14 protein-coding genes, 3 pseudogenes and 1 riboswitch are annotated in these 25,377 nt (G+C 38.8%); of the genes and pseudogenes, 5 read left to right on the top strand and 12 right to left on the bottom strand.

Translation table 11 applies throughout. From position 1 onward, the window contains the following. Positions 1 to 56 precede the first annotated feature (56 nt). Genes H9N25_RS01240 through H9N25_RS01230 form a run of 3 tightly spaced genes read right to left on the bottom strand, consistent with a single transcriptional unit; the run spans position 57 to position 5,394 of the window. On the bottom strand, positions 57 to 1,988 hold the full coding sequence (locus tag H9N25_RS01240; protein ID WP_190327679.1) for a glycoside hydrolase family 97 protein: 1,932 nt from the start codon (positions 1,986 to 1,988) through the stop codon (positions 57 to 59). A gap of 42 nt (positions 1,989 to 2,030) precedes the next feature. After that, positions 2,031 to 4,493, bottom strand: coding sequence for a glycoside hydrolase family 95 protein (locus H9N25_RS01235; protein WP_190327678.1), 2,463 nt, complete (start codon positions 4,491 to 4,493; stop codon positions 2,031 to 2,033). 25 nt (positions 4,494 to 4,518) lie between these two features. After that, positions 4,519 to 5,394: an alpha/beta hydrolase gene (locus H9N25_RS01230; RefSeq protein WP_190327677.1), complete on the bottom strand. Its 876-nt coding sequence runs from the start codon at positions 5,392 to 5,394 to the stop codon at positions 4,519 to 4,521. Positions 5,395 to 5,869: 475 nt separating this feature from the next. On the opposite strand from H9N25_RS01230, the pseudogene uxuA reads away from it, so the two are divergent. The 3 genes and pseudogenes from uxuA (at position 5,870) to H9N25_RS24245 (ending at position 8,791) form a co-directional block, all read left to right on the top strand. Further along, positions 5,870 to 7,053: pseudogene (gene uxuA, locus H9N25_RS25385) on the top strand (mannonate dehydratase). Positions 7,054 to 7,127: 74 nt separating this feature from the next. After that, positions 7,128 to 8,008 (top strand): annotated as a pseudogene (locus H9N25_RS24250) (family 43 glycosylhydrolase); the annotation flags it as partial. Between the two features lie 27 nt (positions 8,009 to 8,035). Beyond that, complete coding sequence (locus tag H9N25_RS24245; protein WP_407947451.1) at positions 8,036 to 8,791, top strand: beta-xylosidase family glycoside hydrolase; 756 nt, start codon at positions 8,036 to 8,038, stop codon at positions 8,789 to 8,791. A gap of 189 nt (positions 8,792 to 8,980) precedes the next feature. Here the strand turns inward: H9N25_RS24245 and H9N25_RS01215 are convergent, their stop codons facing one another. Continuing rightward, positions 8,981 to 10,081 carry a glycoside hydrolase family 43 protein gene (locus H9N25_RS01215; protein WP_167292943.1) on the bottom strand — a complete coding sequence of 367 codons (1,101 nt, stop codon included), beginning with the start codon at positions 10,079 to 10,081 and terminating at the stop codon, positions 8,981 to 8,983. A gap of 426 nt (positions 10,082 to 10,507) precedes the next feature. On the opposite strand from H9N25_RS01215, the gene H9N25_RS01210 reads away from it, so the two are divergent. Continuing rightward, a complete protein-coding gene (locus tag H9N25_RS01210) occupies positions 10,508 to 11,365 on the top strand; it encodes a sialate O-acetylesterase (RefSeq protein ID WP_167292942.1) in 858 nt (285 codons plus the stop codon). 9 nt (positions 11,366 to 11,374) lie between these two features. Beyond that, complete coding sequence (locus H9N25_RS01205) at positions 11,375 to 12,748, top strand: glycoside hydrolase family 43 protein (RefSeq protein WP_190327676.1); 1,374 nt, start codon at positions 11,375 to 11,377, stop codon at positions 12,746 to 12,748. A gap of 538 nt (positions 12,749 to 13,286) precedes the next feature. On the opposite strand, the gene H9N25_RS01200 is transcribed toward H9N25_RS01205, so the two are convergent. The 8 genes and pseudogenes from H9N25_RS01200 to H9N25_RS01170 all read right to left on the bottom strand — a co-directional run bounded on the left by H9N25_RS01200 (position 13,287) and on the right by H9N25_RS01170 (position 25,376). Further along, complete coding sequence (locus H9N25_RS01200; protein WP_190327675.1) at positions 13,287 to 14,780, bottom strand: PKD-like family lipoprotein; 1,494 nt, start codon at positions 14,778 to 14,780, stop codon at positions 13,287 to 13,289. Positions 14,781 to 14,789: 9 nt separating this feature from the next. Next, positions 14,790 to 15,581: a DUF4843 domain-containing protein gene (locus H9N25_RS01195; RefSeq protein WP_190327674.1), complete on the bottom strand. Its 792-nt coding sequence runs from the start codon at positions 15,579 to 15,581 to the stop codon at positions 14,790 to 14,792. Positions 15,582 to 15,591: 10 nt separating this feature from the next. Further along, positions 15,592 to 16,368: a RagB/SusD family nutrient uptake outer membrane protein gene (locus tag H9N25_RS25380; RefSeq protein ID WP_407947450.1), complete on the bottom strand. Its 777-nt coding sequence runs from the start codon at positions 16,366 to 16,368 to the stop codon at positions 15,592 to 15,594. Between the two features lie 93 nt (positions 16,369 to 16,461). After that, positions 16,462 to 17,070, bottom strand: a pseudogene (locus tag H9N25_RS25375) (RagB/SusD family nutrient uptake outer membrane protein); the annotation flags it as partial. Between the two features lie 9 nt (positions 17,071 to 17,079). Next, positions 17,080 to 20,142, bottom strand: coding sequence for a SusC/RagA family TonB-linked outer membrane protein (locus tag H9N25_RS01185; protein WP_190327672.1), 3,063 nt, complete (start codon positions 20,140 to 20,142; stop codon positions 17,080 to 17,082). A gap of 405 nt (positions 20,143 to 20,547) precedes the next feature. Next, a complete protein-coding gene (locus tag H9N25_RS01180; RefSeq protein ID WP_190327671.1) occupies positions 20,548 to 21,675 on the bottom strand; it encodes a TlpA disulfide reductase family protein in 1,128 nt (375 codons plus the stop codon). 38 nt (positions 21,676 to 21,713) lie between these two features. Continuing rightward, positions 21,714 to 22,868, bottom strand: coding sequence for a cysteine desulfurase family protein (locus H9N25_RS01175; protein WP_190327670.1), 1,155 nt, complete (start codon positions 22,866 to 22,868; stop codon positions 21,714 to 21,716). A gap of 49 nt (positions 22,869 to 22,917) precedes the next feature. Next, positions 22,918 to 23,015, bottom strand: a riboswitch (SAM riboswitch). A gap of 498 nt (positions 23,016 to 23,513) precedes the next feature. After that, the gene (locus H9N25_RS01170) at positions 23,514 to 25,376 is read right to left on the bottom strand and encodes a glycoside hydrolase family 35 protein (protein WP_190327669.1); all 1,863 of its coding nucleotides are present in this window, start codon (positions 25,374 to 25,376) and stop codon (positions 23,514 to 23,516) included. Position 25,377 lies beyond the last annotated feature (1 nt).

The raw sequence follows: 25,377 nt of genomic DNA, 5'->3' as shown, positions 1-25,377 counted from the left end.
AAAAGAGGAGTGTAAAAAATAGCTCTACATGTCGCTCAACAGCTTTCAGGCTTCACTTACTCTTCAAAAACCAGTACAAAACCATCATACCCTTTCATACTTAAATCTAATTTGCCATTCGGCCCTACTTTAACTTCTTCCGATTTGAGGTTAACTTCAGCAGTGCCTTCTGAAAAAATCAACCGGGCCTTTTTATTGGCTAAAAAAGATAAATTAAGAGCTAAATCTCTACGTTTGTTCTCGCCATTAATACCAGCTATGTACCATTTTTTACCGCTTTTTCTGGCAACAACATCAAATTGCCCCGGGTAACCGTCAATAAACCGGGTATCATCCCAGTTTTTTGGCAGTTCCATGAGAAAGGTTTTAACAAAATCAGGAACATGAGACATACCGGAAGGTGTTTCTGCAAAATGCTGTATGCCTGAAAGAAAAATAACAGAGGTGGCCAGTTCAAAAGCCGGTGTAGTTACCCGTTTTATCCCTGGGATTTTATACAATACCATTGGCGTAAAATCCATCGGATCAAAAGCATTACGTACCATCGCGCTCATCACCGCATGTGAAGGGGCTTTATTAGCCGCGTTCTGGTCGAAGGAAATCATTTCGTATCCAAATACTGCCTCAGCAGTCATTAAATTAGGATAAGTCCGTTGCAACCCCCTTGGCAGGGTGGCACCATGAAAATTGACCAATAATTGATAATCAGCAGCGTCTTCCAAAATATCCCGGTAATAATTGATCATCGACTGTCCGTCTCCAGCAAAAAAATCGACTTTTATGCCCTTTATACCCATTTCTTTTAAACGGCTAAATTCCTCAATTCTACTTTGATGGGTCAACAGTTTATCTCTGGGCGTAAATTTTACCGTATTCCAGTTTCCGGCAGAATTGTACCAAAGCAGCAGGCCTACTTGCTTTTCTTTTGCATATTTAGCGAGCGCGGCAACAGAATCATAACCTATGGTTTTATCCCAGTTAGCATCAATTAAACTATACTGCCAATTCATCTTGGCGGCATAATCAACATATTTTTTCTGTACAGAATAGATTGTTGCAGCGTCTTTTTCCAGCACCCAACTCCATGCCGCCTTTCCAGGCTGAATAAATGCTTGATCCATTGCTTTTGCTGGCTGGGCAAGATCAGTTCCCAGGGTAGATTCAGAAATTGTCTTTAAATCGCCAATGGCCATAATTCTCCAGGGCGTTTTCCAGGGCAAAGCCGATTCAGGCAGCAAAGCAGCTCCTGGAATTCCTTCGGCTGGCTGAGGGAAATTAACCTTATATTCATTATCAACCGAGTTTTGGGCCAGAGATGTTCCGCAGTAACCTCTCCCTAGATCGGCTTCGGTGAGGAGCATCCAAACCTGATCTAATTTAAATAAAGCCGGATAAACCCAACCGTTTGAGCTGCCCGAAGGCGTTCCCACCGGGATATCCATATTGTAATGCGCCTCGTAAGAGGGATTGGTATGCTCAAAACCTGTCTGTGCATCGGCTTTAGGTTGCAACCAGGCCCTTGTTCCGGCTAAGAACCGGAAACTGGTCGATTCGCTCACAATCTTTTTTACAGATTTATTTTGTTCAGGAAATTCATATCTGAAGGCAACGCCATCATCAGCCATCCTAAAAATAAGATTCATACGGCTCCCTTTATTGGTTCGAAATTCAAACGTTGTTTCGATGGCTTTATAAGTGATGGAACTTTTTTTCGCATTTACCATCGTATAATTTTGGGTCACTGTAGCGGGCTTAGATACTTTGGTTAATACAAGTCCATTTGAGAAATCCTCATCCTCGCGCACAAGGCCAAGTTTCGAATCGGCAAGTACCAGCTTGCCTTTATATGAAACCGTATAATTTAATTTTTTCGGGCTACACACCAGCTCCAGGTTTTTATTGGGGCTAAACAGTTTATAGTTGTTGGTTTGTGCTATGCCTATTTTACAGCACATCATGAGGCCAATGAGGCCAATTAATATTTTCATGGTTTACTTGTATAAGTGAATGATTGTAATTGGTAAACTATTTTATTTTTTATACAGGGTATAGGTTTTCCCTACATCTGTTTTAATATCATACAATTGAGTTTCAGGCAAATCGATAGATCCGCCAGGCGCCAGTTTGGAAATACTCGGTTTTGGCGTTTTTTCAATCAAGAAAAAAGGATTTTGATTCTCACCAGTAGCATTTTTGGCTTCAAGTTTGGATAAATTTAATTCATTAGGCACCCTAATCCGTAAATTTCCGCCAAGACGCGATTTAATCACCAGTTTAGTGATCATACCGTCTACCCATTCCAGTTTAATGATATCAAATCCACCCTTTGCCCTTAAGCCATTAACATGTCCATTTGATTTCCATACATCGGGAAGTGCAGGCAGAAGTTGAATAGCGCCATTATCTGATTGCATAAGCATTTCTGCAATACCGGAAGTGCATCCAAAATTGCCATCAATCTGGAAAGGCGGATGCGCATCAAAAAGATTATTGTAAGTGCCCCCACCCGCTCGGTTTCCACCCACGGGCGTTAACTGGTTCTGAATAAGTTTGTATGCATGGTTTCCATCTAATAGTCTTGCCCACCAGTTCACTTTCCACCCCATACTCCATCCTGTAGAAATATCGCCGCGCTGGATGAGTGTCTTTTTGGCCGCTAAATACAACTCTGGTGTTTGGTATAGCGATATTTGAGCAGATGGGAATAAACCATATAAATGAGATACATGCCGGTGATTATCATTTGGATCGTCGATATCATCAATCCACTCCTGCAACTGGCCATATTGCCCGACTTGCATTGGCGGGAGCTGGCTGCGCATCTTTTTCAACGTATCAATTAAAGTTTTATCTTCGCCAAGAATTTCTCCCGCACGAATAACAGTGCTAAAAACATCATATACAATTTGATTACTCATTGTTGTTCCGGCATCGAGCGAGGAGCCCTGATGCGCTGGAGGGGCATTTTCAGGAGACATATCAGGATTAATGACCAAAAACCCTCTTTTAGGATCTTTAACCAGAAAATCAACATAAAACATCGCCGCTCCTTTTAAAGTAGGGTAGGCCAATTTAAGAAATGCCCGATCTCCGCTGTAAAGATAGTGCTCCCACAAATGCTGACTGGCCCAACCTCCGCCATGGCTCCATGCTCCCCAGAATGCACCATCAACAGCACCAGTAGTTCTCCAGATGTCAGTATTGTGATGCGCCATCCATCCCCTGGCACCATACATATCGTGGGCGGTCTGCTTTCCGGTTTCTCCCATTTCCTGTACCATTTTCAAGAAAGGCTCATGCAATTCGGCCAGATTTGTTTTCTCCGCAGGCCAGTAGTTCATCTCCGCGTTAATATTAATGGTATACTTACTATCCCATGGTGGATATAATTTATTATTCCAGATGCCCTGCAGGTTAGCAGGCTGGCCACCAGGCTGAGAGCTGGAAATAAGTAGGTAGCGTCCGTATTGAAAATACAGGGCTGCAAACTGCGGATCATTAACTGAATTGAAATTCTTGAGCCTGATATCAGTAGGTACCTGTTCAAAATCTGTAGCGCCCAAGGATAAATCTACCCGATCAAAATATTTGTGATATTGTAATTGATGTGCTTTTAAAATCGTCTCAAATTTTTTCGGGAATGCATGGTTTAGCATTTCCCTAGCCTTTAATTTTTCATTCCCGCTAATATCTTTGTAATTGATAAAGTTTGTAGCAATAGATAAATAAATGCTTACCGCGTTGGCATTTTCGACAACAATTGTACGGTCAGTGCTGGAGATTTTACCACCAATGTTCTTAAATGCAGCGATCCCATTAAAACGGACAAGCCCCGGAACGCCCTCATGCGCGGTGGAGGTTCCGGTAATTTCAATTTGCCCAGGCACTTGCGTATTGATTTTCGCACTGGGCTGCAGGGAAGATAATGAGGCCGTAAAGCTTAACGCACCTGGTTTACTCGAGCGAAGCTCAATCGCAATCACCCCATCGGCCAGTGAGGCCAGAACACGCCTGGTATAAACAACGTCTTTTACCTGATAACTGGTGGTGCTTACGGCATTGCTAATGTCTAGCTCGCGATAAAAATTTGTGTAATCCTCATGCCCCGCAAAATCAAGGTGTAAATCTGCAACGGGTTGAAAAATCTGCCCTTGAGACTTTTTGCTTATGATAACTTTGTTGGAGAGCAATTCTGCCTGCTTTTGTTTACCCTGAAAAATAAGTGTTCTAATGCGGGCCAATGAATCTAATGCCAAAGGATTATCATTTCTGTTGGGGCTTCCGCTCCAAAGCGTATGCTCATTTAACTGAATAATTTCATTAACAACATTTCCGTAAACCATAGCGCCAAGCCGCCCGTTGCCAACAGGTAATGCGTTCTCCCAAATTTGGCCAGACGGAGTATTATACCATAGTTTTAATTTTGTTTTTTGCTGGGCAGCACCTGAGAAAACAACATTAATGAATAGCAGCAGGATCACAAAGTTTTTCATGGAGAAGAATAAGAATAATCAGTTATTAAGGGTTTAGACTATACTTTTGGAAGGAAGCCTGATCAACAGGTTTAAATAGCAACTGACTAAACAGGTACAGATCATTCTTCCATACTTTAAAGTCGTGCACACCTGGTTCGACATAATAAATATGTGGAACATTTTTTTCTACCAGATATTCGTGGGTACGCTGAGAGAAATTAATCAATCTATCATTATCACCGCAAGAAATCCAAAGCAACTTAAGCATCGCTTTACCTTTGGCCGGATCTGGCAATAATTCTGCAGGTAGCTTGGTATTTGGAGCAGAAGAAAAGCCACCAACCCAGGCAAATGTATCCAGATTACCCAATCCAAAATTTAAAGACTGCCCCCCGCCCATAGATAATCCGGCAAGGGCACGATGATTCCTGTCTTTAAAAACATTATAGCTTTTTTCTACATATGGAATCAGATCCTGGATCAAATCCTTTTCAAAGTTCGCAAAGGCAGCCACTTTTTCCGGTGCCATTATATTTCCTATAGCACGGTCATCTTTCATCGCCCTGCCGTTTGGCATCACCACCAACATGGGTTCAAGCTTTCCCGAAGCATAAAGGTTGTCGAAGATTACCTGAGGTTTCCCGCCATTAAGCCATTCCTTTTCATCTCCACCAATGCCATGGAGCAAATATAAAACCGGGTACTTCTTCGTTTTTAAATAACCCGGCGGAAAATAAATAGTGGCTTTCCGGGCTACCCCAACAGTTTTTGACGCATACTGGATCGTATCTATTTTTCCATGGGGGATGGTTTCCTGGTTAACATCAAAACCAGCAGGCGCAGTAGGAATCTGCTTTTGTGCAAAAACTGCAATTTGAATAAAAATCAGTGTTGCTAAGATGGAGATTAATCGTTTCATTTTTTTGGTTAGAGGTGATTGGCAGGAATAATTGATTACCCGCCAGAAATAAATTATTACTACAAACTTAAGTGCATCGGACCGCACGATGATGGAACCATTGATTATTTTGAGGGCAAAAATGTTCAAAAATGCCTTTGAGCGGAACAAATCATCATTTATTTAAAAATCTTTAATGAACTTCGGTAATAGATACTTTTCGGAAAAGGACCTAACCAGAAGGTATTTCAAAAATAATTTACCTTAAACAGCACTAAGCTAAGAAAAAATTAAAGCTGTGCAACGTTTTTTAGCAATCGATTGCATAAAAAACCAGATTGATGCAGGTAAAATAATTTTTATAGTACCAAGACTAAAAACCAAATATGAAACATACCATTAAAGCGCTGGAAAATATTGCTATTCAAATTAAAAAGCAGATTATAAATGTGATGATGTGCGATCAAAAGTTCCTTCAAAACAACACCGCTCTGTTATGAAAATGATCCAAACAATGCGCTGGTACGGCCCTGATGATATTGTTACACTAGCCCATATTCTGCAGGCAGGCTGTATCGGAGTGGTAACGGCTTTACATCATATCGCGGTTGGAGAAATCTGGCCAGAGAAAGAAATATTGGCTCGTAAATCACTCATTGAATCTTCTGGTCTGGTTTGGGAAGTAGTAGAAAGTTTGCCGGTACATGAAGATATAAAAAAGAGGCAGGGCGAATACCAGCTATGGATTGAAAATTATAAAACCAGTCTGAAAAATCTGGCTAACTGCGGGATTAAAGTGATTACCTACAATTTCATGCCGGTATTAGACTGGATGCGGACCGATTTAAAATTTAAAACAAACACCGGCGCACTAGCCTTAAGATTTGAGAAAACGGCATTCATTGCTTTTGACCTTTATTTGTTAAACCGACCTGGAGCAACCGCTGACTATACACCACAGGAATTGGAAGATGCCAAAAGCTTCTTTATTCAACTCAATGCGCAAGAGCAAAGCACTTTAATGAGCAACTGTTTGCAGGGCCTGCCGGGAAGCAAAGATCATTTTACGAAAGATCAGGTTCTTACTTTACTGGAAGGGTATAAAAACATTTCTGCCGAAATACTGAGCGATAATTTAATCAGTTTTTTGCAGGAAATCACCCCAACGGCTGATCAAAACGGGCTACAGTTAGCCATTCATCCAGATGATCCCCCTACCCGATTTTAGGTTTACCAAGAATTATGAGTACAGAAGAGCATGCACATAAAATATTACAGGCTGTGCCTGCACCGTCCAATGGAATCTGTTTTTGTAGCGGTTCTTTTGGTGCCCGGCCAGATAATGATTTAAAGGGAATAATTGAACGCTTGGGAGACAAAATATATTTTTTACACCTGAGAAGCGTTCAACGAGAGGATAACGGCAATTTTTATGAGGCCAATCACCTGGAAGGAAATGCCGATATGAGCGTTTTAGTCACGGCGATCCTAAAACTCATGCGTACCCAGAACCGTTCCATCCCTATGCGCCCTGATCATGGGCACCAAATGCTTGATGATCTGGACAAAAACCCCTATCCTGGCTATTCTGCCATAGGAAGACTGAAAGGACTTGCCGAACTACGCGGACTCGAATTGGGCATCAGCGAAACTTTAAAAACAGATAACTTATACCATTAATACATGTATCAATTTTTTTTGAGATAAAATCGACAAAAAACGAGCATATTTCTTCAATAACCAAATATATAATTATGAAAAAAATCTTTTATTTATTCTTGTTATGCTTTACCTCACAAGCATTTGCACAAATAAAATTTACAAATCCAATTCTTGCTGGTTTTTATCCAGATCCAAGTATCACTAAAGTAGGTTCTGACTATTACCTGGTTAATTCTACTTTTTCTTATTTTCCGGGCATCCCTGTTTTTCACAGCAAGGATTTAAAAAACTGGAAACAGATTGGAAATGTAATTGAGCGAAATACGCAAATGACTTTTCTGGGCGATGGAACCTCGCGTGGTTTGTTTGCACCCTCCATTAATTACCATAATGGAACTTTTTATATGACTTGTACCAATATAGATAAGGGCGGAAATTTTGTTATGACTGCTAAAAATCCTGCAGGCCCATGGAGCGACCCAGTATGGCTTCGCGAAGTACGAGGAATAGATCCATCTTTATTTTTTGATCAGGATAAAGCCTATATTGTTTACAATAGTGATGCTCCAGACAATAAGCCACTTTACAGTGGCCACCGTACCATCCGCACATATGAATTCGACCCTACTACACTTAAAGTTGTTGGTACCGAACATTTGCTTGTAAATGGTGGGTGGATATTTCAAAAAAACCAGTATGGATTGAGGGACCACACATTTTTAAACGCGAAAACTGGTATTATATATGCGCTGCTGAAGGTGGAACGAGTGTAAATCATTCACAGGTTATCCTTAGAAGTCGGTCAGCTACCGGCCCATATGTTCCTTATGAAAACAATCCAATTCTAACGCAACGCGATTTAGATCCGAACCGTGCGAATCCGATAACCTCAACCGGCCATGCAGAATTGGTTGAGGGACCTGACGGAAAAACTTATGCCATTTTCCTCGCTGTACGCCCGTACGAGGGTAATTTTTACAATACAGGACGAGAAACCTTTATCGCCCCAGTAAAATGGGCAAATGGGTGGCCAGTAATCAATCCAGATTTCAAAGAAGTACAATACGAATATCAGGCGAATTTTAAAGAAGTCAAACAAAAGGGAATCCGACCACAGAGTGGCAACTTTTCTTATCGCACCACATTTGATAAAGGCTTAGACCCATCTGTTTTATTTTTAAGAAAAAACGACAGTTCATGGTATAATCTGGATAAGAAAAATGGATTAACGATGAAACTTAAACCCGAAACCTGCATGGAAAAAACAAATCCGGCTTTTTTGGGAAAAAGACAGCAACACATGTTCTGTTCAGCCAGTACAGCGCTTCATTTCCTGCCAAAATCTGAAAATGAGAAAGCAGGGTTAATGATCTTCCAGGGGGAGTTTAATTTTTACTTCATGTGCAAATCCATTAAAGAAAATAAAAACGTAATTCAGCTTTTTAAAGGCGATAAGGCTACAGGCCAAATGGCATTACTTACTGAATTGCCTCTGTTAAACTCATCAGCCGATCTTCAGCTGGAGATTGAAGCTAAAGGCGGTCTGTACGATTTTAAATACCGCGAAGGAAATAGTGACTGGCTTACTTTAAAAAAGGATGTTGATGGCAAATATTTAAGCACACAGGCGGCAGGCGGATTTATCGGCTCTCTTTTCGCATTGTATGCTACATCATCTGGCCAACAAAGCGACAATAAAGCCAGCTTTAAATGGATTGATTATAGTGGAAAGGATAAAATCTATAACTCAAAATAACGAATGATGATCGCTGGCGCCGCCTATCATTGCAGGTTCCTGTAGAAAAGTCGTCATTGCGAGGAGGAACGACGAAGCAATCTTTCATGATAGTGGTCCTACTATAAAGACTGCGTGCCTGCAGCAGGCAGGCTTCGTCGGGCTAAAGACCTCCTCGCAATTGTAAAGGTTTAGTAATTCGCTAATGAACTAATTTTTATTGGGTTTTATAAGCTCAATTGTGCCATCCTTAAGGTGATTAAGCTCGGTTACTTTCACGTTTCTTAAATGTGTTTTTCCAGAGAGTTGGGTATCATGATAAAAGATGTACCACTTACCTTTGATTTCAACAATTGAATGATGCGTAGTCCAGCCCTCAACAGGGGTCATAAAAGTACCCTGATATTTAAAAGGTCCCCAAGGACTATCCGATATTGCTGAGGCCAGAAAATGAGTGTCGCCGGTTGAATAGGTAAAATAATACTTCCCATTATATTTGTGCATCCAGGCGCCTTCAAAAAACCTGCGATCATGATCTTTTGTAAGAAGCGGTTTGCCTTGCTGATCTAAAATCACAACATCTTTAACTTTCCCATCAAAAGCTGTCATATCCTTGCTTAGTTTTACAACCTTTGCACTTAATGCAGGTTCATTTTCTTTTTCAGAATCGGTTTTAGAACCATTCGGATCATATTTTCCGTCTTTCCAACGTTGAAGCTGTCCGCCCCAGATCCCACCAAAATACATGTAGCTACTGCTGTCAGTATCGGTAAAAACCGCAGGATCAATACTAAAACTTCCATCAATTGGCGCTTTAGCTGCTTTAAATGGGCCAACCGGATCTTTAGCTGTTGCCACCCCTATCCTGAAAACATCATTTTTATCTTTCACAGGAAAATAAAGATAATACGTGCCATTTTTATAAGCCGCATCTGGTGCCCATAGCTGCCTGCCTGCCCATGGAATATCACTTACAGATAGAGCAGGCTCATGAATGGTAACTTTGCCACCTATACTGTCCATGCTAAGAATCCGGTAATCCTTCATATCAAAATGGTCACCATTATCATTTTCCTTTACACCCGATTCTATATCATGCGATGGGTAGATGTAAATTTTACCATTGAAAACATGTGCAGAAGGGTCTGCAGTATAAATTTCCTTCACCAATGGCTCAGAAAGGTAGTGTTTTTCTCCGGCCTTCGCCGTTTCATTCTCCGCTGAACGTTTGTTTTTTTCCTGGCAAGAACTTCCTAATGCAACAATTAGGGCAATTGCCAAAGCAGATTGGCTCTTAATTTTTAGATTCATTTTTATTTATTTTTGGTTAAAATTTTGCCGCTTTTTTTTGGATAAAACGGATCCGAAAACTATAGTTTAGGCAAAAGATAAAACTATATTAAAAGAAGAATTTAGTATGGAAACTTTGAATAATATGATAGCAGAAATGTTGATTATAAACTTAAAAAATCCATTTAGAACCCAATTTTTTTAGTGCTTCGTAATATAATCCGTTATTCAATTGGCTAAATCACTTTATCGCAAGGCATCAGGCTGACCTATAAATTTTACTCATATGAGCCTTTTTTATGATGAAAAATGCTACTTCAAATCTGAGGTGTTTAATACTTTAGCTCCCGGCTAAACGATAGAAGTTAAACTAATATGAAACAAAACATTATAAACAGCGTGCGATATTCGATAAAAACGATAGGCACTCATCTAAATAACACTGCTATGGAATTTATCAAACCTAAAGCCTACAGCAAACTATTGGGAATTGTCTTGTTGCTTGCATCTCTGCTGTGCAATAATGAAAAATCATATGCTCAGGACCCTAAATTATATGTTTTTCTGAGCTTCGGTCAATCTAACATGGAAGGAAATGCGCCATTCGAACCTCAGGATACAACAGTAAGCAATAGATTCAGCGTTCTTCAGGCTGTTGACTGCCCGGAGTTAGGCAGAAAAAAGGGAAATTGGTATACTGCTAAACCACCTTTGTGCCGATGCAAAACTGGCTTAACTCCAATGGACTATTTCGGACGAACCCTCCTGGATTCACTTCCCAAAGATGTGCGCATCGGAATTATTAATGTAGCAATTGGTGGTTGCAAAATTGAATTATTTGATAAAGATAATTATCAAACCTATACGGCTACTGCCCCAGAATGGATGAAGTCGGCCTTAAACGAATATGGCGGAAATCCGTACGGCCGTTTGGTAGAGTTAGCCAAGATTGCCCAGCAATCTGGAATTATAAAAGGTATTCTGATGCACCAAGGCGAATCTAATACCGGAGATCAGGAATGGCCCAAAAAAGTGAAGGCAGTTTATGGGCAGCTCATCAGGGATTTGAATTTAAATCCAGCATCTACGCCGCTCCTTGCTGGCGAGGTAGTTAATGCAGATCAGGGCGGGATATGCGCTTCGATGAATAAAATTATTGCAACCTTGCCAACAACAATTCCTAGCGCACACATCATATCATCAGCTGGCTGTACCGCTGTGGCAGATCATTTACATTTTAATGCACAAGGCTATCGCATGCTTGGCGAGCGTTATGCTAAAACGATGCTTTCCCTATTAAAATAATATCGAAAAATGCAGAAAAAAATATTTGGAATATCACTTTTCATCGGCCTACTGTCAGTATTGGCAGGTTTCGCCCAGAATCCGATCGTTCAGACCTATTATACTGCTGATCCGGCGCCAATGGTACACAATGGAACCGTTTATCTGTACACCTCTCATGATGAAGATGTTACCGTAAAAAACTTTTTCACCATGAACGATTGGCGGTGTTATTCTTCAAAGGATATGGTTAACTGGACGGATCACGGAGCTATTTTATCTTACAAAGCTTTTAACTGGTCGCGCGGTGATGCATGGGCAGGCCAATGCATATTCAGAAATGGAAAATTCTACTATTACTTACCTGTAAACCAAAAAAATGGCGGAAACGCCATTGGTGTTGCCGTATCTGACAGCCCCACAGCAGGCTTTAAAGATGCAATAGGCAAGCCATTGCTTTCAGGCTTTGGCTACATTGATCCGAGTGTTTTTATTGATGATGACGGACAGGCCTACCTGTATTGGGGTAATCCCCAATTATATTATGTAAAACTTAATAAGGATATGATCTCTTATGATGAAAAAGTAGGTATTGTGAAAGTGCCGTTAACCAGGCAAGGCTTTAGTGCGCGGAAAAAAGATCCAGAAAAAAGACCATCGGAATATGAGGAAGGACCATGGTTCTTTAAACGAAAAAGTAAATATTACCTGATATATCCGGCTGGCGGCGTACCTGAACATTTAGCTTATTCTACCAGCAATGGACCAACAGGGCCTTGGATATATGGGGATACGATCATGAAAGTGATCGAAGATCGCGGCGCATTCACCAATCATCCTGGCTACATCGATTTCAAAGGCCAGTCTTATTTATTTTATCACGACGGAAGTTTACCAGGAGGCGGAGGCTTCAAACGTTCGGTTTGTATCGAACCATTCAGTTTTAACCCTGATGGATCGATTCCCAGAATTAACCATACCCAATCAGGTGTACTAAAAAGTGTGTCAAACTTAGATCCGTTTAGCCGTGTTGAAGCTGAAACCATCGCATGGTCAGAAGGTGTAAAAACCGATCAGGATAGCTTAACTGGGACTATTTTTGTATCCAATATTGATCATGGAGATTATATCAAAATCCGCAGCGTAGATTTTGGCAAAGGCGCGACTAAGTTCGAAGCAACTGTTGCCTCACTATCCTCAAAAGGAAATATAGAACTTCGGGCAGACAGTTTAAACGGTAAGCTGCTGGGAAACCTGGAGGTAAAATCAACCAAAAATGCTCAAAACTGGAAAGCTCAGCTTTGTAAAATAAACCAGATCACCGGCATACACGACCTGTATTTGGTATTTAAAGGTGAGGGTAACAACCTCTTTAATTTTGATTCCTGGCGTTTTATACGATAATAGTTGGTCATTTAATCACTTCAAAATCCACCACCATCGTACCATATTAACCTGAGTTCGATTATTATTGACAGTAAGTATCTGCTTTTATCGTTTCTAGGCTGAGTGTCGCTTCATGCTGAATTTATTTTACAAGTAGAAATAACGCGTTTTCAATTGCCTTGTAACTACTGCGTGGTCAGCATTTTATTTGAAGGAAAGCTGGTACAGTAGAAATGTGCGATGCTTAGCCGTTCTGCTGTCAGGCAGATAATAAAATATTTTGGCACTTTGGTGAGCTTATTACATGTTCCAAAAGGCATATTACCAAATATAAATACCCTCCAAAGGGTCTATAGTAATACTTGGCCCTCATCGCTTCAATGTGTTACTTTCAATTTTTTAAGCTCATACTACTCTTCCAGGTACTGTTTTCATAAGGCATCAATAAAAAACAGTTTAAACTAATTTCAAACAGAAATGCCAGCTAATTTATCACAAGCAACATAAAGCCAAAATAAGCTTTATTTAGGCTTTATGTCATTTATAATATTTTACTCTACAATCCGATCTGTATTGCTTTTGCTTTATCAATGGTATTCAATGAAGTTTCTTGTAATTGTCTATCACCATAGTTAAATATGTAATACGACCCTTTGTGAGGTAAAGATGATGCTTGATTATAGGTAGCAACACCAAGCAAAGTGTAAGCGGATGCATCATCATAATTGAAGTTAAACGCAACAATATCTCCAGAATCATCATTAGGTAATTTATAAGATAATTGGAGATCTAAGCCCAACACAGAAGTACTATAAATTTCTCTTCCAATTGATAAATACCAAAACTTATTTCCAGCATTAAAAAATACATTTGACAACTTATCAATATTTGAGATTTCTTTTGTGGCTACTAAAGTGAACTCTTTAGGTGTATAAGCAGAATCGAATGCCAGCTTAAATAAATAGAGCGTATTCCCTTTTTTTGTTAGTAAGGTGTAAAAAAAAGCACTTCCATCGTAGCCTTCGGCTCCTCCTACAAAGGTATGACCAGCAGTTAAACTCGGGTCAATAATGTTGTCATAATTTTTCACGAATAGATTTTGTGTTGCCCAGTTATTACCAAATACCCTAAACCGGCTATTACGCTGGTCAAACCCAGCCATATAATAACCATACAGCGATGCATTTATAATTAACCCTTTTTCTCCGAAGTCATAATTTAAGGGATCTTGTGAATACAATACAGGACTAACAATTCCTAAACTTGATGTATATGCTTTTCCTTTGTTCAAAATATAACCAACTCTTCCAGATGATCTATTGCGATCAATGAAAGTTGGTTCCAACGTAACCTTCGCATCAGCCATTGAATTATTACCATACAAAATAGAAGGTAGCATATCCCCTAATAGGAATTGTATAATATGATAAGGAGCACCTTGCTTGGTAGCTGTAATCAACGAATAAGTATAATTAGTAGAAGAATTTCCATTATTTCTAACCAAACTTAATCCACTAGGGTTATCCCCAAGTTGTATTTCACCGATTTTACTGACGGTTTTAAATGGAGCCAATGGCTTAAGTGTTGTCTTTATATACAGGTGGCTATGCCCCTGATCATCTTCTGCCAGGACAAAATGGCCACGTGGGGCATCACTTGTAATCTCAAAAGTAAAATTATAGTTATAAAAAACTCCCAATTCTTTATCTGTGATGTAAAGATTACCCACCTTTTTGCCAAACCCGATACGATCGCTGGTAATGTGCAAATCTTTTGTTTTAGCTACAGTATCTTTATCAACTATCCATAGAAAGCTAAAGCCTGAAAGATTGTCTTTACTAATTGTACCTTTTACATCAGGTACAATATTGATAGAATCCCCATAAACGAATCTATAAATACGCTCAGAGTTATGATCTCCATTTAATACATTCCCTATTGTTATAGTGTTTTTAAGCTGATAATCATAATTGCCCGTATCCTTAGAACAGCCAGTAAGCCAAACCAATAAGCAAGCGTATAATGTGGTATAAATTATTTTTTTGGTCATTTTTTTTGATTATGGTAAATAAATTCGAGGCTGAGTTGTATCGCCATTAGGGTAAACTTCGTGTTCCCGGAGGTATTTACGCAACACATCTATATACATGTAAGTTACTGGGAAAGAGGAAGCCGAGGCAAATGTTGGCATGTTATCCCAGTAATAATAGGGTGCTGGATATACCCCATAAAGGTCTGGAGAGGGATCGGCACCTAATTGATAAAGCTGTATCCATAGCCTGTATACCTCTGGTTTATAAGGACCAAAAACCTTAACCCAGGTTTTCCACCATTTTGGTTCCAATAACTGATTGGTAAAACTAATCTTAATGCTTCTATTTGATTGATTACCTACTTTAAAGTCATCGTTATCCTTAAGATCCAAAACGACACTCATTATTCTGGTATTTAACTCGGAAGTATTTCGGATCTTCATGTATAGTGTATCCGTAAATCTACCAGCCCTTATAATGGGATCAGAAAAAGTTAGAATTTCAAAATTAGCCTTACTTTTGTCATAATTAACAGCATAGTTAACCTTACGGTTTTGAGCAGTAGCAACGCCAGAAACACGTAACGGTATAGCAATCGTTTTTTCTTTCAAGCCCTGTACATCAAGGGCAAATGAGTAGCTGATAGAATCAATCCATTTTTCTTCAGACCTTTTATCAGCATTGGGTTGGGCAAAGTAGATATAACTTGTACTGGTATCGTAATCTAATAAATTGTCATTTTCCTTACAACTGCCAAGCAGGAATATCGAAAACAATATGCAAACATTTATTTTTTTATAGAGATAGTATTTTTTCATCTTGATAAGATTATGGGTTGTATATGTTTTCATCTATAGGAATAGGCAATACATAAATGTTCTTACTAGCTTTAACTGTCCCAGACTTCTTAAAAAAATCGACATAAAGCCTTTTATACATCCCGTACATGTAACCTTCGCCTATGGACTGTTTTCTGGCTTCATCTATAATGTATTGTAATAGTTGAGGTTTAGTTAAAGTATTACTATAGGCAATAGGGGTAATCAAATTTCTACTTTTTCGCAATTGGTTGAGAATGTCTATCGCATTTTGCGGATCGGTATCTAGCTTGGCCTCGGCCATAATATAGTACATCTCAGCTAAACTTATCATGGTCACCTCGTACTGGTTGTAGAATGTTGCTGCATTATCATCGATTTGAAACTTGATTAAACGATATACGCCCTGATAGCTGGCAAACCAATACAATAGTCGGTAATCGTTCGTACTTCCACTTTCCGCTTTACTATATAAATTGGCATTTAGATAATCATAATCGGGCAGCAATACAGTATTGGTACCATATCCATCCTGTAAACCAGGTAATATACCATTAGTTATATTTTGCTTTTTAAAGTCATTTACATATAACCCAAAAATATTTTCGGAGGCGAAACGCAAATCGGGCTGATAATTACTTGCTATATCTTTACCAGAAATTAAGGCAACGGCATTTGAATTGGCCAACTCATCCACAACTCTCTTAGCTCGTATAAATGCCTCTTGTTGATTTCCTTCCCATTGCGATTTACGAGCCAATAGAGCTAAGACGGCATAATAATTCATCCTCACCCCTCGCCTGTCTAGGATAGAATTATAATCTAGAGAATTACCATTTGCATTGCCCGTTCTGCCGATTTTTTTTATTGGATCGTTGGCTAACAAAACTAAAGCCTCTTGTAGATCTATTTCTACTTGGTCAAGAACCTGTCTACTGGTTATTTTTTTTTTTGCATGTGTACCTACTGTACTGTAATAAGGGATTGCAGCAGTTTCTAAACCATCGGTTTTAATCACTGGGCCAAAATATTTTAACAAATCTAGGTGCAACAAGCCCCGAAGACCAAGCGCTTCCCCTTTAATTAAAGCATAATTGGAATTACCTTTAATCTTTTCAACATTGTTTAAAATAATATTGATAGTGTTAATCGAGTTGTACAGACCACTCCAGATACCATCAATTTTTGGACGTGTAGTTATGTTAGTAAAATCAAACTTCGCCGCATCCGAATAAGTATGACCTGTTGCGCTAATGTTGTAATAACCAACCATTGCGTCTAACAAACCAAATTTCAGTTCTCTACCATAAAGTTCTGTTGCCGACAGTTTATAATATACACCTGCCAAAGCACTTTGAAAACCTTTTCCATCGTCAGAGAAAATTTCATCCTCGTTAACTACATTATTTGGCTTTACATCTAGCCATTTTTTACAACCGCTTAATAATAGTAAGGCAGGCACTAAAAGTATTATATATATATATTTCATTGTAAAACTTTAAAATTGAATCAAGAACCCCGCATTATAAGTGCGAGAAAAAGGGTAGTCTGTACCTCTTTCCATGTGTACAGTACTAATTCTAAATAAGTCATTTGTAGAAAGATTAAACTTAACTCTTTGCAGCTTTAACTTACGTAGTAGGCCTTGCCCCAAATCATAATTGATGTTAAGGTTAGAAAATCGAATATAATTTTCTCGTTGCACAAATCTTGAAGATACCTGGGTTACGGTATTATCGCTTATGCCTTTAAAATTCACCAAATCTCCGGGCTGTTTCCACCGTTCATCCAGTACCCTTTTGTCAACATTAAGATATGGAGTCGCATTTTCCACTCGGTCTACCAAGGTTTGGTTGTAAACATCACCCCCTAGCGAATAGTTAAAATTTGCCTGTATCGATAATCTACCATAACTCAAAGTTGTTCCCAGGACTCCCTCTATTTTCGGCTCAGTATTGCCAATGATGGTTTGATTATTACTATTCCAGTTGTAAGTAACCTGACCGCCGGAAGTTAAAAACATCTCGCGTCCATTAGCTGGATCAATACCTAAAGAACGCCCCCCACGTATTACGCCCATAGATTGGCCTTGTTCAAAATAAACTGAAGGCCTAACAATATTAGCGACTCCACCTATGGTATCTCTAACCACATTGGATTCGTTTAATTTTTTCAGTTCATCGGAGATTTCTAACAATTTACTACGATTACTAACGACGTTTAGATTTATGTACCACGAAAAGTTGTTTCGATCATTATTTGTCACCAATGTTGATGTACTAATCTCAAAACCTCTATTACGCACTTTACCTAAGTTTTCGAAAATAGAATTGTTTGGGAAACCCAACGATGGTGCTGTGGTAATCTGTGAAATCATACGATTAGTCACTTTGTTATACCAATCGAAGCGCAGATCTATTCTGTTGAAAATTTTTGACTGCAAGCCCAAGTCCGTTTGGAATACCTTAGGCCATGTTAGCGAAGGATTTCCCTGATTTGTATATTGTGCCACAATTTGTTTATTGTACACCCCATTTGATGAGTATTGGTAAGAAGTTGAAGTCATGTTCGCAGAAAAACTGTCATTCCCATTTTCACCAACATTAGCGTATATGCGCAGTTGTGAAGCAATATTATTTTCAAAAAATGCTTCTTTATGTAGATTATATCCAACTCCAGCACTCCAAAAACTACCATAGCGATTTTCTTTACCAAACTTTGAAGACCCATCAATCCGTGAAGATAAATCCAGCAAAAAGCGATTATCATAATCATAATGAATATTAAATGGGATGCCCAACAAACGTTCTGGCGTTTCCGTATAATCTGGTCTGGTGTCAGTGGCATATTTTAATGCCAAGCTCGGGCTTACAAAACGATCATCAACAAAACCAGTTAAACTATAGATAGTTTTTTGCACAGTACTAGCTCTTAGCTCCCCAGCGAGTACCGCGTTAAGTTGATGTTTTTTTATTCTTTTTGAGTACTGCAAAGACAGCCGAGCTTCGTAACGAAATGCACCTCCGTTGGTTAAAACATAAGAACCTTTATCTTCTTTAGCTTTTACCGAAATAAATCTTGTGTCTAGCGGAGAAATATATTTTTCACTATCATCAAACTGTTTTTCTATAGTAGCTAGAATATCAACTTTTAAATCTTTAAGGGCAAACCATTCTAAACTGAGGTTATTGCTAATTATTGCACTATGCGAATCATCTTTATAAGGCAAAGAAGCATTGTACAAAGGGTTGTATACATTTCCACCAAATGTATTGCCAAAATTTTCGCCAACTTTATTATATATACTGATCAATTGTCCACTATCATCGTATATCCTTTCATAGGGGTTCATATTTACATATTGAGAGAATGAGCCATAAGGAGAGTTATAAGCATTATTACCGGTCAAGCTGGCATAATTTCTTAAAGAAATTTTATTAGGAATACGATACACGAGATTAAATCCTGCTCCATATTTTTTCCTTCCAGACTCTTTCATGGCCCCTTTAACATCCTGGTAAGATGCATCTATGCTATACCGAACTTCCTCATTACCACCTTCAATACGTAGGCTATGTGCAGTTGAAATAGATGATGTAACTGGTTGACTTAACCAATAGGTATTAACTCCGCTTTTAACATCAATCAATCGCTTTGCATAAAGATTATCTAGCTTCATCTGATAATCGCTTGTCCAAAAAGGGTCACTTACCGTTTCATTGGTAAAAGTGTATGCGCCTGCCAATTTCTCATAAGTTAGCTTTTCATTGGCATTCATCAAATTATAAGCAGAAAGATCTACCAAAGTAAGTGTGGGCCTAGCCTCATATGTTACGGTAAATTTTCCGGCCTTGGGCAACCTTGTTTCGATAATCACCACTCCATTACCGCCGCGCGAGCCATACAAGATAGTTGCACTAGCATCTTTTAACAATGTAATTGACTCTATTCTATTGATATCCAAATCATAAAGCCTTTCCATTGAAACCTGAAACCCATCTAATATAACCAAAGGTGTGTTTACGTTACTTCCTACACTACCTATCCCCCTAATTGATATTTCGGGCACAACATTTGGGTTAGAGCCTTTAACATTATTTTGAGCGACCTTAAATGCAGGATCAACACTTTGTATTAATAAAAAGATATTGTTGGTGTTAAATTTTTCTAATTCCTTTCTTGTAATCGTAGTAGAAGCTCCTGTAAAAGACTCTTTATTTCTTTTATAATAACCTGTTACCACTACATCATTTAAACCAGTTGCATCTGATTTTAATGAGATGTTAATTACCGCTCTGGCATTGATATTTTCACGGACGGTAGCAAAGCCCAGAAAGCTGAATTCGATTGATTTGGCAGATGGTGGAATAGCAATGGAATATTTGCCATTTACATCAGTTTGTGTGCCGATTTTTGTTCCCGGAATCTTGATAGATGCAGCCGGGATTGGGAGCCCGTCTTCGGCTGCAGTAACTTTTCCTGTAATCACTTTAGTTTGTGAAAATGCAGGAAAGGCTACGACAAGGCATAGTATAATAAGCGAAAGTAATTTTCGTTTCATTTCATTTATAGAAGGTTAACAATGATTAGGGGTGCCAAAAGGCATTATATTTTATTCTCCAAAGCCGATATTAACCCCCTGTTGTTAAACCTTTAATATTAAAGCTGTGTCAAAAAAAATGTGTGGGCGTAAATGTGTATTTAGCATATATTTCTAATAGCTTAGAATGTATTTTTGCTAATAAGTTGTAGAAACAACTAAACAGTTAGGATATTTTCATTATATTCGATTTTAAGTGGTTAAATATTAATTCAGCATTAGTTGTCACATACCGTGATAAATCACTTATTCAGGGGCGGCCTCAATCGCCCCTGTTTTTCTATCCGGTAAACTTTTAAACCCTTTGCACAAAAGCTGGTTTTATCATTTTCGATTCTGGTTTTTATAGATTTTAATTAAAATAGATTATTTGGTTTTAGCGTCAAGTAACGAAGCTAATTTTTCTTTTAAAGCCTCGCCACGAAGTCCTTTTGCAACAATTTTTCCGTTTGGATCGATAAGGAAATTTGCCGGAATAGAACGGATGCCATATTGTTTAGCTACAGCATTATCCCAGAATTTCAAATCAGAAACATGCGTCCAGGTTAACTGATCATCAGCAATGGCTTTCAACCAGGCCTCTTTTTTACCAGGCCGATCTAAAGAAACCCCTAAAACGGTAAAGCCTTTATCTTTATATTGGTTATAGGCAGCCACAACGTTCGGATTCTCTTGTCTGCAAGGGCCACACCACGATGCCCAGAAATCAACCAGAACATATTTACCTTTAAAATCAGATAGCTTTACAGGCTTGTCGTTCACATCATTTTGTGTAAAATCTAAAGCCTGAACGCCTATTTTAGTGTTCTTTATCGCATCAAAATAAGTTGAAATATCTTTGCCCGATTTGCTGTCTTTAAGACTCTGACTCAATGCAGCATAAGCCTTTTCGGCCTCAGGTTGGGCAGATTCGCTGGTTGCAATCTGGGAGATGGCTGATAAGCTAACATAAGACTGCGGATTGGAACGGGCAAAATCGATATAAATGGGCTCCAACTCTTTACTTGCAGCTTCGTAGCGCTTATAAATAGCCTCAGTTAAGGCTTCGTCTTTCTTTTGTTCGGCGGTTAATTTGCCAAATTCGCCATTTATTGCAGCCAGTTTATCCTGAACTGGTTTGGTTAAAGCCTTAAGTTTTTCATTATCTGCATTTACTTTCGACCCGCTGATCGATGCATTTTTTAAAGAATCGGCAGATACCAGCTGAATATTGGCAGCTTCAAGGTAAATGGACAAGAAATCGCGTTTTCCATTCTTTTCAGCGGGCTTTTTATATACCGAAGCCCTTAGCGGATCGGCGATCTCACCTTTAAAAGCAAAAGTGCCGTTTTTTAATTCAGTGGAGTCTAAAATCGATTTACCATCTTTCGAATAGCTCAAGTAAATTTTCTCATTCCCCTTATCATTTTTTAGGGTTCCGTTTAACGAGAATGGTTTTTGTGCCAGTGCAGCTAGTGGTAGTACAGCAACTGCAACGAGTAGTGTTTTTTTCATTTCAGATTAATTTATTGATGTATGATTAGGAATTATTTTTAAGCGTAAAGGAGGTTTGATTGTTCCTGACGATTGCGGTAAAGGCTGTTCAACAGTGCAACCACTTCATCGATTTCGGCCTGGGTATTAAACCTGCTGAAAGAAAACCTGATTGTTTCTTCATTTTTACCAGTTCCCAATGCTTCAATAACATGCGATGAATGATTGGAAGAACAGGCGCTTCCTCCCGAAACAAATATGCCTGCCCTGTCTAAAGTTTGTAACAAATCTGCACCATTGGGCAATGCGGGTAATGAAACACTTAATACCGTAGATAAGCTTTTATCAGGATGATCTGAATAACCGTTAAAGTTTATTTCAGAAAGGCTTGTAAGCCCGTTAAGCAATCTTTTTTTAAGTGAATGGATATGTGTTTCGTAAAGGTTTTGGTTATCATAGGCATGCTGAAGTGCCGCTGCCATCCCTACAATACCTGCTACGTTCTCGGTACCTGCCCGCTTTCCCGATTCCTGCCCTCCTCCCTTAATAAAAGCACGCAGATTAGCCGGTTCTTTTGCATATAGAAAACCAACACCTTTCGGCCCATGAAACTTATGCGCCGAGCCCACCAGAAAATCGGGCGCCAGCTGGCGGGTGTTAATATCGATATGGCCAATGGTTTGCACCGTATCTGAATGGAATATCGCACCATGATGCTCAGCAAGATCGGCAATTTCCAAAATGGGATTTAAATTTCCTATTTCATTGTTACCGTGCATTAAGGATATTAGTGCCGGTTCTTCATTTTCGAGCAAAGTATCCAGCTCAGCGAGCGATAATTTGCCTTTGCTATCGTTTTCCAGATATACCAATCTGATTACACCACTGTCTGCCAAAGCTTTAAGTGTATTTAAAACAGCATAATGCTCTAATCTGGAAGTAATAACAACCCGGATATTATGGTTATAAACTGCTGAAAGTAAAGCTGTATTATCGCCTTCGGTTCCGCCAGAAGTAAAGAAAATATTTCCTGGTTCTGTATATAAAGTATCCGCAATAATTTCTCTCGATCGCTCTACGGCTTCTCTGGCATACCTGCCTAAAGCGTGTGCCGAAGACGGGTTTGCAAATGACTCAAAAATAAAGGGCTTCATGGCTGTAAAAACCTCACTGGCAAGTGGGGTGGTCGCTGCATTATCTAAATAAATACTCATCTTTCAATTTTAAATCATCACTGCTTATTCAGATTTCCGGAGAAAGTTATTCTTATCTTTCCCTTACGGGAAGGATTTAGCACCTTATTTGGCAACAGGTTGCTAAGACATCACAGGGCCTTTTCCCTCCGTCTTTCTGGATAAGTCAAAAATATATTAACGGCACAAATGTATATAATTTCTATGGATATTATAGTCTTTAATTTGATTTTTTTGTGCTAAGCCAATATTATGTATATAATTACAGCGTTGTGACATTAATAGACAAGATTTGAACTCTGCAATCACTGTTTTTCAAAACAGTTGATGAAAAACATTACCTTAGAACCGAACACATTAAAACACTGCCAGATTTTATCTAACCATTGTTTTAAGCTGTAAAAAAGTTTGACTGAACCGAAAAACATTTACTAGAAAAAAGTCAGCTGAGTAATGTAATACTGCATTATTTCCTTTTAACGGAATTTAGATATTGTTTCGTTTTAGACCCGATAATTTATTAAGCCACAGCTATAATAATTGTTACAGCGCATAGTGATCTACACTGCCTCCCATTAAGGCAGTGTAATCCAACTTCATAAAAATCACCCAAAACGATGGAATAACTTCTTAAAGGAATGATCGAAGATCATCTAGGTTAATACTTTAAGGCTTCAGTAATTCTAATACAGGTACTTCTACAGATTTAATTACTTTGTGTAGCGTGTCATTATTCTGCTCGAAAATTACAATTTCATTCTTACCCTTTTTTAGCCAACAACCTGGTAGGTACAGCGTTTGTTGGGGACCAACGCTCCAGTAACGTCCTATATTTATTCCGTTAATAAACACGATACCTTTACCCCAATCACGCATATCAAGAAAAGTATCACCAGTTTTTGTTAGAGAAAAACTTCCTTCGTAAAAAGCTGGTCTTCCAACTGTTGCCGTATTTTTTGCCAAGGCTAAATTAGGCACAACCTCCATAGGCAACTTATACATATTCCAGTTTCCGCTAATAGTTTGTCCATTAATAATTACCGGAGAAATGATACCTTTTGTACTGTTAATGATTTTTGCCCCGTAGTTAATACGCCCCATATTTTCAACTACAATATCTAAAACGGCATTAAAAGGAATGTCAATATCACAATCATATTTTTTATAATAGCTGTTTAATTCAGCAACCTTAGTTCCGTTGACATACACAATGGCATAATCACGCAAACCAGCCAACTCTAGTTTACCACTAATAGGCTGATTAAATTTTTTGCTGTACCAAATGTAGCCATGTCCTTGATTTAAAGCTTCAAAAGTTAAAGGATTATCGTCATTTACTGGTGTAATTTTACTTTTAATATCTTCCAAATCAACTGCTTTTGTTAAAATAATATCCGGAATAGCAATTAAAGGAATTTTTGCCGGAACAGCTGGAGTTTCTGGCTTCTTCAGCAAATCTCTTAAAGCATTGTACTTTTCGGTAGCCCAACCAGCCTCACTAATTGGCGCATCATAATCATAACTGGTTAAATCTGGCTGAATATCATGTTTGTTATCATAATTTGCGCCTGATGTAAAACCGAAATTTGTACCTCCATGTACCATATAATAATTAAAAGATACGCCACCATCTAAATATTTTTGCGTTTGCTTAACCACTGCTTGCGTAGAAACTTTAGGAAAAGGCTCTGCCCAATGGGCTAACCAGCCAGGATAAAATTCTGCTACCATATAAGGTCCTTTACCACCATTGTATTTATTCACCAATTCCTTAAGCTTGGTTACATCATCTTCACCATTTGCAGTTGGTAAAGCTCCTGGTAATGCGCCCCCCTCAAAAAGCCAACTTCCGTCTGAAGTAAAAAATGGCACATTAAAGCCAATATCTTTTAACTGTTGAAATACAGCTGCGCTATACCTTTTATGATCTTCTAACGGAACATCCTTACGTTGAGCCACATAAGACCCAAATTCATTTTCGCCCTGCACCATTATGATTGGACCTCCATTGGTTATTAAAAGATTTTTAAGCTGTCCGTACAGTGCAGTAAAATAAGCTTTTGTTGCAGCTAAATATTGTGGATTATTGCCACGAATAACCATGCCTGGCACCTTTTGCAAAAACCATGGATAGCCTCCAAATTCCCATTCCGCACAAACATATGGGCCTGGTCTAAGGATCACAAATAAACCCTCTTCTTGAGCAGTTTTGATGTATTCGGCGATATCTCGATTACCAGTCTTAAAATCCCAAACCCCGGGAGCAGTTTCATGGTAATTCCAAAAAACATAAGTAGCCACAGCATTTAAACCCATTGCTTTCATCATTCTCAAGCGGTGGCGCCAATAAGGTTTTGGAATGCGTGCATAATGCATTTCTCCACTATAAATTTGAATCGGTTTACCGTCTAACAGAAAATTACCGCCCTCAATAGCGAAAGTGTGTTTTGGATCTTGTGATTTAGTTTGCGCTAACAGATTATTTATTAAACAGATAAATATAAGCAATGGTAAAAATTTAATTTTCATA

It is taken from the genome of Pedobacter riviphilus (assembly GCF_014692875.1).
In the GTDB taxonomy this organism is placed as follows: Bacteria; Bacteroidota; Bacteroidia; order Sphingobacteriales; family Sphingobacteriaceae; genus Pedobacter; species Pedobacter riviphilus.
Note: the sequence above shows the minus strand (reverse complement) of the source record. Positions and strands in the feature narration are given on the sequence as shown.